11 protein-coding genes are annotated in these 11,766 nt (G+C 60.1%); 6 read left to right on the top strand and 5 right to left on the bottom strand.

Features of this window, described 5'->3' with window-relative positions; genetic code table 11:
- Nucleotides 1-211: 211 nt before the first annotated feature.
- From Asbog_RS06240 to mtnK, 3 genes are read left to right on the top strand one after another with little or no spacing between them, the layout of a single operon-like run.
- Entirely contained in the window at nucleotides 212-1,192 is a 981-nt protein-coding gene (locus tag Asbog_RS06240) for an aldo/keto reductase (RefSeq protein WP_062164467.1), read from the top strand.
- Complete coding sequence (locus Asbog_RS06235; protein WP_146926573.1) at nucleotides 1,189-1,905, top strand: NUDIX hydrolase; 717 nt, start codon at nucleotides 1,189-1,191, stop codon at nucleotides 1,903-1,905. The genes Asbog_RS06240 and Asbog_RS06235 overlap by 4 nt, the downstream gene beginning before the upstream one ends.
- The gene (gene mtnK, locus Asbog_RS06230) at nucleotides 1,902-3,095 is read left to right on the top strand and encodes an S-methyl-5-thioribose kinase (RefSeq protein WP_062164465.1); all 1,194 of its coding nucleotides are present in this window, start codon (nucleotides 1,902-1,904) and stop codon (nucleotides 3,093-3,095) included. Before Asbog_RS06235 ends, mtnK begins: the two co-directional genes overlap by 4 nt.
- A 58-nt stretch (nucleotides 3,096-3,153) precedes the next feature.
- Here mtnK and Asbog_RS06225 read toward each other — a convergent pair whose 3' ends face one another.
- Nucleotides 3,154-3,648, bottom strand: a complete 495-nt coding sequence (locus tag Asbog_RS06225; RefSeq protein ID WP_062164464.1) for a flavin reductase family protein — start codon at nucleotides 3,646-3,648, stop codon at nucleotides 3,154-3,156.
- Between the two features lie 198 nt (nucleotides 3,649-3,846).
- Here Asbog_RS06225 and Asbog_RS06220 point away from each other — a divergent pair, with 198 nt between their 5' ends.
- Genes Asbog_RS06220 through Asbog_RS06210 form a run of 3 tightly spaced genes read left to right on the top strand, consistent with a single transcriptional unit; the run spans nucleotide 3,847 to nucleotide 6,219 of the window.
- Nucleotides 3,847-4,164, top strand: a complete 318-nt coding sequence (locus Asbog_RS06220; RefSeq protein WP_062164463.1) for a DUF2849 domain-containing protein — start codon at nucleotides 3,847-3,849, stop codon at nucleotides 4,162-4,164.
- Entirely contained in the window at nucleotides 4,161-5,831 is a 1,671-nt protein-coding gene (locus tag Asbog_RS06215; protein WP_062164462.1) for a nitrite/sulfite reductase, read from the top strand. Before Asbog_RS06220 ends, Asbog_RS06215 begins: the two co-directional genes overlap by 4 nt.
- Complete coding sequence (locus tag Asbog_RS06210) at nucleotides 5,818-6,219, top strand: DUF934 domain-containing protein (RefSeq protein ID WP_062164461.1); 402 nt, start codon at nucleotides 5,818-5,820, stop codon at nucleotides 6,217-6,219. Before Asbog_RS06215 ends, Asbog_RS06210 begins: the two co-directional genes overlap by 14 nt.
- A 72-nt stretch (nucleotides 6,220-6,291) precedes the next feature.
- On the opposite strand, the gene Asbog_RS06205 is transcribed toward Asbog_RS06210, so the two are convergent.
- From Asbog_RS06205 to Asbog_RS06190, 4 genes are all read right to left on the bottom strand, one after another.
- Nucleotides 6,292-7,872: an alginate export family protein gene (locus Asbog_RS06205; protein ID WP_083510742.1), complete on the bottom strand. Its 1,581-nt coding sequence runs from the start codon at nucleotides 7,870-7,872 to the stop codon at nucleotides 6,292-6,294.
- A 119-nt stretch (nucleotides 7,873-7,991) separates the two neighbouring features.
- Nucleotides 7,992-9,371, bottom strand: coding sequence for a C4-dicarboxylate transporter DctA (gene dctA, locus Asbog_RS06200; RefSeq protein WP_231944669.1), 1,380 nt, complete (start codon nucleotides 9,369-9,371; stop codon nucleotides 7,992-7,994).
- A gap of 367 nt (nucleotides 9,372-9,738) precedes the next feature.
- Nucleotides 9,739-10,713: a glucokinase gene (gene glk / locus Asbog_RS06195; protein ID WP_062164460.1), complete on the bottom strand. Its 975-nt coding sequence runs from the start codon at nucleotides 10,711-10,713 to the stop codon at nucleotides 9,739-9,741.
- Nucleotides 10,714-10,861: 148 nt separating this feature from the next.
- Nucleotides 10,862-11,668 carry an SDR family NAD(P)-dependent oxidoreductase gene (locus tag Asbog_RS06190; protein WP_062164459.1) on the bottom strand — a complete coding sequence of 269 codons (807 nt, stop codon included), beginning with the start codon at nucleotides 11,666-11,668 and terminating at the stop codon, nucleotides 10,862-10,864.
- Nucleotides 11,669-11,766 lie beyond the last annotated feature (98 nt).

The raw sequence follows: 11,766 nt of genomic DNA, 5'->3' as shown, positions 1-11,766 counted from the left end.
GGCTCGTTTTCCCCTGTCGTCAGACCACCGGGAAAACGCGCGCAAGGACGGGCCGGATTGGCGGGGGTACCCTCATACGGAGCGAAAGTGTGCGGTGGCAAAGAGCCAGAACGTGACCCCGCCCTGATGCGTGAGGCCATTGCCACCCTTGCCGTGACCACGGCTTTCAACTGGCTTATGCTGCCGCCGGATCATGCCGCAGGAGTCTCGTATGCGCTATCGCAGTCTCGGCCGATCGGGCCTCGTGGTTTCCACCCTTGGCCTTGGTTGTAACAACCTTGGCGGACGCGTAGACCAGAAGCAGTCAAGTACGCTGGTTCACGCAGCGCTCGATCAGGGTGTGACGCTGTTTGATGTGGCCGATGTCTATGGCCGTCGCGATGCCTATGCAGGCGCGTCCGAAGAGGCTCTGGGCAAGGCCCTGACCGACAAGCGATCCCAGGCCGTCATCGCCACAAAATTCGGCATGAAAATGTGCGCGGGCGATGATCCGTCCGCCCGGCACTCCGGGGCATCGCGGCGCTATATTCTTGAGGCCGTTGAAGCCAGCCTGAAACGCCTTGGAACCGACTGGATCGATCTTTACCAACTTCATTGTCCTGATCCACGCACCCCACTCGAGGAGACGCTTCACACACTCGACGGCCTCGTGACGGCGGGCAAGATACGCTATGCTGGCCTTTCCAACCTACCGGCGTGGCAGGTAGCCGATGCCTGTCATATCGCAAGGCGGGATAATTTGGCCGGTATCATCAGCTGTCAGGACGAGCTGTCGCTTCTGACCAGATCGGCCGGGAAAGAGCTCCTCCCTGCCCTGACGCATTTCGGGCTGGGCCTGCTCCCCTACTTTCCCCTGGCCTCAGGCATGCTGACCGGAAAATATCGCAGGGACGCACCGCCACCCGAAGGATCACGTCTGGCAGCTTGGACCTATCTCCAGGAGCGCTATCGTGATCCTGCCACATGGTCCCTTATCGAGGCACTGGCAGAGCTGGCAGCACGTTACGAACGTCCCATGGCGGATCTCGCTTTCGGCTGGCTGCTGCACAAGCCACAGATCGGCAGCGTGATTGCAGGCGCCACATCAACGGCGCAACTCGAAGCCAACATAGTGTCCTGCGCAGCCCCTCTGGACGAACCGTTGCTCGAAGCCCTCGAAAATCTGCTCGAAGAACAGGGAACACCCTCATGACCAGCGCCAGACACCCGGTAGACGCTCCGTGGAGCGTCACCGCGCTCTTACCGGACATTCAGGTAACCTGCCACAAGGCTCCGACTCTGGTCGATCCCGAGCTTGAGATGGGCATCGAGACAGTGTGGCAAGAGGCGTTGAAGAAACACCCTAGGCTCTACAATGGCCGCGTATTTTGCCTCTCGCAGCTGCAGCACGACCGGTTGGACGGGTTCTGGTGCGAATATCGCTGGGTGCTGGCCCAGATGCGCGCGGCCGAGCTGGCCGACCGGCTCCAGCTGAGATCGCTGGCCGTCACCGGGCTTCTTGTCTGCCGCGACGGCATCGTTCTGGGTCGACGTAACCCAAACTCGCTTTATCTGCCCGGTTTCTGGCAAGGTGTGCCCGCCGGCAGCGTCGAGGCCCGCAGCGATAAGGATCCGATCGACCTTCGCGCCCAGCTCCTCGCCGAGCTTGAGGAAGAAATCGGCCTGACCGACGCGGTCACTCTGACCGGTCCGTTACTAGCCTGCGAACATGACACCACCCATATCGTCGATCTCGGCTTTCGCATCGATACCGACCTCCCCTTCGAGGCCATTCGCGAGGCCTGGCAGAAAAAGGCCAATGACGAATACGACCAGCTTGAATGTCATGCGCTGGATCGCATCGATCTGATCAGCCCGCAGGTATTGCCGACAACCCGCGCCATGCTGGAGCGCCTTGCCCAATGAGCACCTATCGCCCCCTCACAGCGTCAAGCCTTATCGATTATCTCGCGACACACCCTGCCCTTGCCACCCGCCTTGGTGGTGGGGCCGCAAGCTGGACCGCCCGCGAGGTCAGTGACGGCAATCTCAACACGGTGTTCATCGTATCAGGGCCGGCTGGCAGCATGTGCTGCAAGCAGTCCCTGCCCTATGTGCGCGTCGATCCCGCCTGGGCCATGCCACTTGAACGAAATCTGTTCGAGGCGCGCTGGATGCAGAGCGTCACGGATGCGGTGGGTCGTCAGATACCGGCGCTCTATCATCTCGATGAAGGACTCTTCCTGATCGTGATGGAAAACCTCGCGACACATCACGTCCTGCGTACCGCCCTGATTGCCGGTACCGCACCGGCCGGTTTTGCCGCCCGTATTGGCGAATTTGTCGGCCGTACCGGCTTTGCCACGTCATGGCGTGCCCTGCCCTTCAAGGACGTGCATGCCTTGCGCGACGTGTTCTCCCGCAATCTGGCCCTGACGCGCATCACGGTCGATCTGGTGCTGACAGACCCCTACCAGAATGACTGCGCACGCAATCGCTGGCTCAGCCCGGAGCTCGACGACGCTGTCGCCTCCATGCAAGGCGACGCCATCCTACATGCAGCGGTCGAGCGCCTGCAGGAGCGCTTCCTCTCGACGGGGCAAGCCTTGCTTCATGGTGATCTGCATACCGGGTCCGTCATGATCAATGGCGACGATGTCCGTGTGATCGATGGCGAGTTTTCACTCTATGGCCCGATTGGCTTCGATATCGGTATGTTCATCGCGAATCTGGTGATGAATGCCTACGCGCAACCCGAGCATGATGAGTGGATGCGCGACGAGATCGCTCTGCTGTGGTCCGGATTCAAACGCGCCTATCTGGAGGCATGGAAGGCACCGGGAGCGAAAGGTGATCTTGGCGCATTGACACGAAACCAGCCTGCAAGCGCGGAATATGCGCGGTTTTTCCAACAGGTCATGCATGATGCGGCTGGTTTTGCCGGTCTTGAGATGATCCGGCGCACCATAGGCTTCGCCCAGATCGATGATTATGACTCAGCGCCGGATCGTCAGAGCCAGGTCGAGGCCAGGCGACGCGCCCTGACGACTGGCCGAGGTCTGATCCAGCGCGCAGGGCAAATCGGAACAATCGAGATGTTTCTCGATCATATCTAACCGCCAGATCGTATGGTGGGCCAGATCAGGGCCCACCATACGATCTGAAGGGTCTCGATCAGGCCTTGCGATAGGCGCGGTCGAACCAGACAAGACCCGAGACCTCTTCGCGTGCAAACTCGGCGCAGAGGGGCTCGACGAAGAAGACGCTATGCGTACCTATTTCCTGTGTCAGGCTGATGCGGCACTCCAATGTGACCAACGCCCCTTCAAGAAGCGGCATGCCGAGCTCGCCTTTGCGCCACGCGCCACTGGCGAAGCGGGTCTCCATGTCATAGCGCGAGCTACCAAACAGGGTTGAGAGCGCTTCCTGCTCGTGCGCCAGGATATTGATGGCCAGCATGTTGTGACGCACCAGATGCGCATGAGTCGACGCCGATCGATTGACGCATACGAGCAGCGTCGCCGGGTCATCGGACACGCTGCATACCGCAGAAGCCGTAAAGCCGTGACGGCCATTCTCGCCATCCGTCGTGATGATGGTCACGGCACTGGCCAGTCGCGCCATCGCATCGCGGAAGATTTCTTTAGACAGAGGGGCACGATCCGGCATCGTTCTGGCTCCTGGAATGTTTGTGTGAACCCGTATGCGGCAATTTCACGTGGCTGCAAGGGGGCAGAGCAGATTTCCACGGCCGGGACACGGTTTGATGCCTTGCTCCCGAAGTGGTTCTCTGAGATATAATTACACGATCAGCGTGGATAGTTTATAAACCACGCCAGTATCAGTTCAAGCAAGGCGGAATGGTGGATGAAACGGGCGATACGCATAGGCGCCGGAGAAGCTCTGGTGCTGACAGCCAACAGATTGCTGGATGGCCACATCGTATGGCGTGATGCCAGCGGCGCCTGGCAGCGTTCCATCGCCCACGCCGCCATTCTTGCCCCCGAGAACTACGAATCGGCGCTCGAAAACGCCATACAATCGGCACAGAACGATGGTGTCGTCGGTGTCTACGAAGTCGTCGTGCGCCCGGCGAAGGTCGCTGAGCCGGTGAGCGTGCGCGAGCGTATCCGGGCCTTTGGCCCTACGGTTCACCCCCAGTTTGCCACGGAGTTGGACGCATGAACGCGCCTGTCGGTCTCTACCAGTATCAAACGGCTGATCGTGAGTTTCTCGCCTCCCGCATCGCGGAATTCGAAGGGCAGGTGCAACGACGCCTGAGCGGTGAGCTGAGCGAGGACGAGTTCAAGCCGCTTCGTCTCATGAACGGGCTCTATCTTCAGCTTCATGCCTATATGCTGCGTGTCGCCATCCCCTATGGCGTGCTGGACTCCCGCCAGATGCGCAAGCTGGCCCATATCGGCCGTCATTACGACCGCGATTATGGCCACTTCACCACGCGACAGAACATTCAGTTCAACTGGATCAAGCTGGAGAACACGCCGGAGATCCTGCGTCAGCTTGCCGATGTCGACATGCATGCCATCCAGACCAGCGGCAACTGCATACGCAACGTCACCTGTGACCAGTTTGCCGGCGCTGCCGCCGACGAACTGATGGATCCTCGTGTCCATGCAGAGATCCTGCGCCAGTGGTCCACGCTGCATCCCGAATTCACGTTCCTTCCGCGCAAGTTCAAGATCGCGATTTCCGGAAGCCCTCAGGACCGGGTTGCGGCACGCTTCCACGATATCGGCATACTGGCCCGCCCCGGCGAGAATGGCCCCCTCTTTCGCATCTTCGTCGGTGGTGGTCTGGGGCGTACCCCGCTGGTTGGGCATGAACTGTTCGATGCCGTGCCTGAAGCGGATCTGTTGATGACCCTCGAAGCCATATTGCGCGTCTATAATGCCTATGGCCGGCGCGATAACATCTACAAGGCCCGTATCAAGATACTCGTGCAGGCGCTGGGTGTGGATGGCTATCGCGATGCCGTCAGGCAGGAACTGGCCCGCATGGACCCCACCCATTATCGCCTTGCCCCGGAAATTGTGGCGGCCATACGGGCGCGTTTTGCCGCCCCCGATCTGACGGTCGCACCAGGTGGAGAGGAAACACTCAGGCAGGATCGTGCCAACCACCCGGATTTCGATCGCTGGGTGCGCAGCAATACCATGCCCCATTTCGCCCCCGGGCGGATTGCCGTGACGGTTTCCATCAAACCGGCTGGCGGTATTCCGGGCGACGCCACCTCGGACCAGATGGACCGTCTTGCCGATCTCGCGGACCAGTTCTCTTTCGGCGAGCTGCGCATCACCCATCTGCAGAATGTCGTGCTGGCCCATGTGGCGCAGGATCGTCTGCTCTCCCTGTGGCAGGCGCTCTGCGAGATCGGTCTAGGCGATGCCAATAACGAACTGATTGGCGATATCGTGGCCTGCCCCGGCCTTGATTACTGCGCACTGGCCAATGCGCGCTCGATACCGATCGCACAGAAGCTCAGCGCCCGTTTCGCCGATAACGCCCTGCAGGAAGAAATCGGCAAGCTACGCATCAACATCTCGGGCTGTATCAATGCCTGCGGCCATCACCATGTCGGGCATATCGGCCTGCTTGGGGTGGATAAACGCGGTGAGGAATTCTTCCAGATCACCCTTGGCGGGCGCGATGACGACAAGTCGCGCACGGGCGATATTCTTGGCGCGGCCCTGCCGGAGGACGATATGGTGGATGCCATAGCGCGTATCGTCGATCGCTATCTCAGCGTTCGGGAAAAGGGCGAGCAGTTCCTCGACACTCTGACCCGTCTTGGTGACGCCCCCTTCAAGGAAGCGGCTTATGAAACTGTTTGAACTGGCCCCTGCGCGCCATCCGGCCCCCAGAACGCTCGATATCATCCCGGTGGCGGAGATGACCGAAGCCACGCGGGCCATCCGACTCTCACCGGAATTCGACGTCGAAACGCTTGGAACCGCCATTGATCATCTTGATCTGATCGTCATCACTTTTCCCATTTTCAGGGACGGACGCGGTTTCACGCAGGCGCGCGCCCTGCGCGAGTATTTCGGTTTTGCGGGCGAGATCCGTGCAGAGGGTCATCTGATTCCTGATCAGGCCCAGTTCCTGCGCAGTTGCGGCGTGGACAATGTGCAGCTTGCCGATGACGCCGACACGACACCTTGGCTACGGGCGCTCTCGCTCTTTCCCGTGACCTATCAGACCCGCCTCGGCCTGCGCTGAACACGCTGCTGCGTCGGGGGAGGATCGCTCCCCGGCGCGCTTTGAGAGACTCGTTCGGCAGTCGCCCTGCTTTCAGAAGCGGTAATTCGCCCAGCCAGCCACGAAATCCGAGCTGGTATAACCAGCCCGTGTCAGGGCTGGCCCTGCCTGAAGATGCTCATAGCGCCCCGTGAAGCTCAAACGGGGTGTCCATGTCCAGACGGCCTGAGCACGGGTGGATTGGGCCACGCGATAGGCCTTTGTGTTCTGCGTTCCTGCGAAGGCCGAGCCATTGGCCCGATAGACGGCATCGTTCAGGCTCGCTTTCCAGGCAAACTGATGCTCAAGCGTGAGACGCAGGCTCTCAATGGGTGAGACCGTGACGTTCGGCGCCAGCGCCACCAGATTGGTGGGCGTCAGGAAGAGCTGGTAGCTGTAATAGATGTTGTTGCCAAACGGTGCGAGCGCACTACGCAATGTGCCTTTGCCATAGGCACCACCGCCGCTGGCATAATCGACATGAAAACCGATTCTTGGCGCGGTCGGCTGCGCCCCGAGACGCCATGTCTGCGCCAGGAAGAACTGCCAGGCTGCAATTGTACGGCCATCATAATGGCCATCCTGATAATTCCCCACCCAGTCGATGGTCAGACGCTGGACATCTCCCCAGAGCCTCATACCGTAATACATCCGGTTCTCACGTGCAGGGGCGCCGCCCCATACAGCGCGCCGGTTGCGCAGACGCCAGACGAACGGATCGAGATAGAGCTTTGATTTTCCCAAAAAATCATGGGGGATAACAAGCCCTCCGGTCCCCCCTGAGAAGCGTATGCCGCGATCGATCACATCGTCTCGCGCTCCGCCCCGGCCGAGGCTTGTGTAGCGGAAATCGAAAAAATCGCCGCGTATGATCTTGCCACGTACCCAGAACCGCGTGCCGTTGAGGACGAAACGCAGCGTGTTGTTATCGCGCTGCGAGGTCATCAAATTGGCGCCATCGGTAAATTCCTGTCGGCCATAGCGTGCCCCGAGATGAACACCGGACAGCGGCACATTCGCCTCGGCGAAATACTGCTGCAGCAGAAGCTTGTTACGCATACTGGCAGCTGGCACGCCGATGTTTGGCCCGGATATTCCGCCATGCGCCAGCTCGCCAAACGCACGAAAATAACGCGTGACATGCAGATCGGCGCCCCCCACGAGGCGCATGATATCCTGTCTCTGCAGAGGCCCCTTCTTCAGATTGGGGTTGCTGGTCTGGTTGAGCCGAAGGCGCATTTCCCCCGACAGGGTCAGGTAGATTGTCTGGGCAGGGTTAAGGGGCAGGAATTTCAGACGATCCAGCCAGTCTCGCCGGTTTTTGGCATAGCGCATCCGGCTCCAGTCCTCAGCCCAGCGCGACAGGTTATAGCCCGAGGTCGTCAGCCCATCGCCCGCTGCGGGAGCAGGATAGGTGGTCACAGCAGGCTCGGCCGGTGCGCGGGTCTGGAATGGGTCAGGTGCCGGGTTATAACCGACAGAGGGCGCCTGCACGGAAGCTTTCGGCGAGGATGTTTGACCCTGCTTCGTAACCTGTGCGCCAGCCGACGCCTTTGCCTGCGGACTTACGGGCAAATCGGGCCCCGAACTGCCCGTACTGGCATTATCAGCGTGCGACACCTTCACACGGGGCATCAAGGCCTCATGCGGCTGAGCCTGAGCTGGCTGCGTGCAAAGCGCGGACGAGAGACAAAACAGGGCCGGCAGACAGCGTCTGGTAAAGCTTACGCCTAGCATCACGAGTACAGTCCCGGTCAGTCGGTCAGCGCGGAGGAAGCGTTCGCCGATCCTCCACCGGGTTTGAGCGCCTCTGCCAGTTTGGCATCGTCCACCACGCCCTCCCATCGTGCCACGACGACTGTCGCAACAGCGTTCCCGATGAAGTTGGTGAGGCTGCGGCACTCGCTCATGAAACGGTCGACACCGAGAATCAACCCGATCCCGGCCACGGGAATGGAAGGCACGATCGAGAGCGTTGCCGCGAGGGTGATGAACCCCGCACCCGTGACCCCTGCCGCCCCCTTGGATGAGAGCATGGCCATGCCAAGCAGCAGAACCTGCTGGCCGAGACCCAGATGGATGTCATAGGCCTGCGCGATGAAAAGCGCTGCGAGCGTCATGTAGATGTTCGTGCCATCGAGATTGAACGAGTACCCCATTGGCACCACGAGACCGACAATGGCCTTGGGGCACCCTGCCCGCTCCATCTTAGCCATGAGGCTCGGCAAGGCGCTCTCGGAGGATGATGTGCCCAGCACGAGCAGAAGCTCTGCACGCAGATAGGCGATCAGCCGCAGGATCGAGAACCCGGCGAGACGGGCCACAACACCCAGAACCACGACGATGAAGACGATTGCCGTCAGGTAGAATGTCAGAACAAGCGTGGCGAGATCTGCCAGACTCGATGCGCCGTATTTGCCCACCGTATAGGCAATGGCGCCAAACGCACCGATTGGCGCGGCTTTCATCAGGATACCGACGATCCGGAATGCCACGGCCGAAATTTCGTCAAGCACATCGAACATGCGCGCGCCGCGCTCACCCATCAGGGCAAGGCCGATGCCAGTCAGAATGGCAACGAAAAGCGCCTGCAGGATGTTTCCTGTCGTCAGGGCCGAAACGAAGGTGTCCGGAATGATGTTCAGGACAAAATCGACAAGGCTGGTCTCGTGAGCCTTGCCAATATAGCGCGCCACGCTGGCCGTTCCGGCAGGTGACGTATCAATCGTGGCATGGAGCCCAGCCCCCGGACGAATGACATTGGCTGTTACCAGTCCGACTATGAGGGCGAGCGTGGAGAAGAACAGGAAGTAGGCGAAAGTCTTCGCTGCCACGCGCGCCACCGCCCTCAGGTCACGCATCCCCGCAATTCCCGTCACAATGGTCAGGAAGATGACAGGAGGGATGATCATCTTGACGAGACGGATAAATCCGTCTCCCAGAGGTTGCAGGGCCTGCCCTGTCTGGGGAGCAAAATGACCGATCAGCGAACCGACGATAATCGCCACGAGAACCTGCACATAGGTATGCCGCCAGAGCGGAACGCGCCTGGCGTGCTCATGACTATCCTCGTCGCCGTTCAGCCCGTGTTGAGCCGTACCTAGGGTACTTGCGATCGAATTGGGCTTCATCATGTCTGGTGTCCGTGGCAAGGCGGCGGCGCGATTCAATATTACACAAATGTAATCAAGACAGCACTACGCTATCTCGTCTCGCACGCAATGCACAATTTCTTGACATAGGATGACAGCGCTTTCCCGAAAGGGACGATCACTTTTCGCAGGTGCGGTCAAACCTGCGAATACTGCCAAACTTGAACCGAACACTCATTTCGGCGCTCGGAGGACACGACATACGGGTTATCGGTTCGTATGACCCTGGCCAGCAGGCAGCAAGCGAGAGTGGCTCCGAGCGATCAGCATCGTAGCAAATGATATCGGCTATTTCCTGTAGGAGAAAAGCGATGGTGCGCCCTGAACGGCAAGGCGCACCCCCGCAATCTCAGAGCGACGGATGGTCCGAGGCGAAGGCAGCAGCGGCACCGAACAGGCCGGGCTGAGGGTGAGTGATGATCTTGACCGGCATATCGCCCATCATGCTCTCGAAGCGTCCCTTCGCAACAAAACGCTCGGCAAAGCCGGAATGAGGCAGACGGTCAGCCACGCGCAGCCCAAGGCCGCCAGCAATGACAACACCCTGGGCGCGATGGGCCAGGGCCAGGTCACCCGCCACGGCACCAAGAGAGAGGAAGAAGCGCTCAAGAGCAGCGGCTGCCATCGAATCACGGCCTTCCATGGCCATCTCCCAAAGCGCCTTGTTGTCGCGCATGGTAATGGGCAGACCCTGCATCTCGGCGATGATTTCGTAGAGATTGGTCAGGCCGGGGCCAGATACGATGCGCTCGGCCGAAACACGGCGGAAGCGGCGGCGCAGCGCACGCAGGATCTTGTCCTCGAACTCGTCGAGCGGTGCAAAATCGATATGGCCGCCCTCGGTCTCGATCACGAAATACTGGCCCTTGCGGCGCAACAGACAGGCAGCGCCAAGCCCGGTGCCCGGACCAACGATGGTCGTTGTGCCCTCGGTCGGCAATGGGCGATCGGGGCCACAGAGATGTTCGAGATACTGCTCATCGATCTGGGCCACGGCATGGCCGACCGCCCCGAAATCGTTGACGAGCGTGAAGTCCTCCAGATGCAGACGCTCTGCCAGCATGGAGGGCTGGATGATCCAGGGATTATTGGTCATCTTGAGCGTCTCACCCTGGATCGGGCAAGCGATGGCGATGCCCGCATAACGGGGCAATTCACGACCGAGGGTACGGCCGAAGGCCTCCCATGCCAGAGCAAGGCTCGCATGATCTGCCGTGCGCAGGGTCGTGGCTTCACCCAGTTCGACCACACGCCCCTGATCGACCTTGGCGATCGCAAATCGTGCGTTCGTGCCTCCAATATCGACGGTGACAATATCCTGCATTGCTTGCTCCAGTTTCCGGGGGCGATTTCCGATCCGGCATGGGCCCGCCCCATCCCGAACCCATCCTCAAACATTTCGTGAGGAAGCAGTCGCAGGCTATCATCCCGGCGTCAACACCCACACTTTGCTCCCTGCCGCCAAACATCGGCTACGCGGCGCTCTGTTTCACCTTCGCAAGGCGCAGAAGGCGATGCGCCACACCACGCGGCACGATCGCCGAGATCAGCTTGAGCAGAAGGAAGATGCGCGGGAAGACGAGAACCGCAGTATTCCGGCTGATCGCGGTCGCGATCTTTGCGGCAGCATCTTCCGCCGTGACGAGAAACGGCCTCGCGCCATCCAGCCTGCGGCTCATGGCCGTGTCGATATAACCCGGTTCGATCAGCGTTACCCCGACATCATGGGGGCCCATCGCCGCATGCAGGCACGTGGCAAAGCGCGCAAGACCCGCTTTCGAGCTGCTATAGGCCGAAGCAAAAGGCAGATCATGATGAGCCGCAACCGAGCCGATCATGGCGATACGCCCCAATCTGCGGGGGGCCATCCTGGAGGCGGCTTCCGTCGCAAGAATGGCTGGCACTGCATAATTGACGAGACTTGCCTCGCGCACCGCTTCAACAGTCTCGGTCAGGGCATTTTCAGGGCGTATGTCTGATACGCCTGCATTGAGAATAAGCACATCGACCGGATGTTGATCGTCACACTGTCGCAGAAGCTGCAACGCGTCATCGATCGCCGTGAGCGACAGGATATGGCAATTGACAACGCTGCCGCGCTCCCTGCACGCCTGGGCGACAGCCTCCAGACGTGAGGCATTTCGCCCCCACAATGTGAGAACGACGCCAGGTGCAGCGTAACGAAGCGCCAGTTCCTTACCCAAACCACCCGATGCTCCTGTGACAAGAACATGTCTTGGTGCAAAGTTCAGCTTTGCAAACCGCTCTGGACGTGACATTCAACGCGCTTTCGTAAATGAAACGGAAGGCCGGTCGCGCCATGGGGGCGAGCCGGACAGACCGCGATTGAGAGTGAGCCTTGTCGGAAGCAGAAGAT

The organism is Asaia bogorensis NBRC 16594, assembly GCF_001547995.1.
Classification (GTDB): Bacteria; Pseudomonadota; Alphaproteobacteria; order Acetobacterales; family Acetobacteraceae; genus Asaia; species Asaia bogorensis.
Note: the sequence above shows the minus strand (reverse complement) of the source record. Positions and strands in the feature narration are given on the sequence as shown.

Bases quoted from the DNA above. Each gene is read 5' to 3' on its own strand.
- Asbog_RS06190 (WP_062164459.1), bottom strand. From the start codon at position 11,668: ATGTCACGTCCAGAGCGGTTTGCAAAGCTGAACTTTGCACCAAGACAT.
- Asbog_RS06205 (WP_083510742.1), bottom strand. From the start codon at position 7,872: ATGCCCCGTGTGAAGGTGTCGCACGCTGATAATGCCAGTACGGGCAGT.
- Asbog_RS06240 (WP_062164467.1), top strand. From the start codon at position 212: ATGCGCTATCGCAGTCTCGGCCGATCGGGCCTCGTGGTTTCCACCCTT.
- Asbog_RS06210 (WP_062164461.1), top strand. From the start codon at position 5,818: ATGAAACTGTTTGAACTGGCCCCTGCGCGCCATCCGGCCCCCAGAACG.
- glk (WP_062164460.1), bottom strand. From the start codon at position 10,713: ATGCAGGATATTGTCACCGTCGATATTGGAGGCACGAACGCACGATTT.
- Asbog_RS06215 (WP_062164462.1), top strand. From the start codon at position 4,161: ATGAACGCGCCTGTCGGTCTCTACCAGTATCAAACGGCTGATCGTGAG.
- Asbog_RS06235 (WP_146926573.1), top strand. From the start codon at position 1,189: ATGACCAGCGCCAGACACCCGGTAGACGCTCCGTGGAGCGTCACCGCG.
- mtnK (WP_062164465.1), top strand. From the start codon at position 1,902: ATGAGCACCTATCGCCCCCTCACAGCGTCAAGCCTTATCGATTATCTC.
- dctA (WP_231944669.1), bottom strand. From the start codon at position 9,371: ATGATGAAGCCCAATTCGATCGCAAGTACCCTAGGTACGGCTCAACAC.
- Asbog_RS06220 (WP_062164463.1), top strand. From the start codon at position 3,847: ATGAAACGGGCGATACGCATAGGCGCCGGAGAAGCTCTGGTGCTGACA.
- Asbog_RS06225 (WP_062164464.1), bottom strand. From the start codon at position 3,648: ATGCCGGATCGTGCCCCTCTGTCTAAAGAAATCTTCCGCGATGCGATG.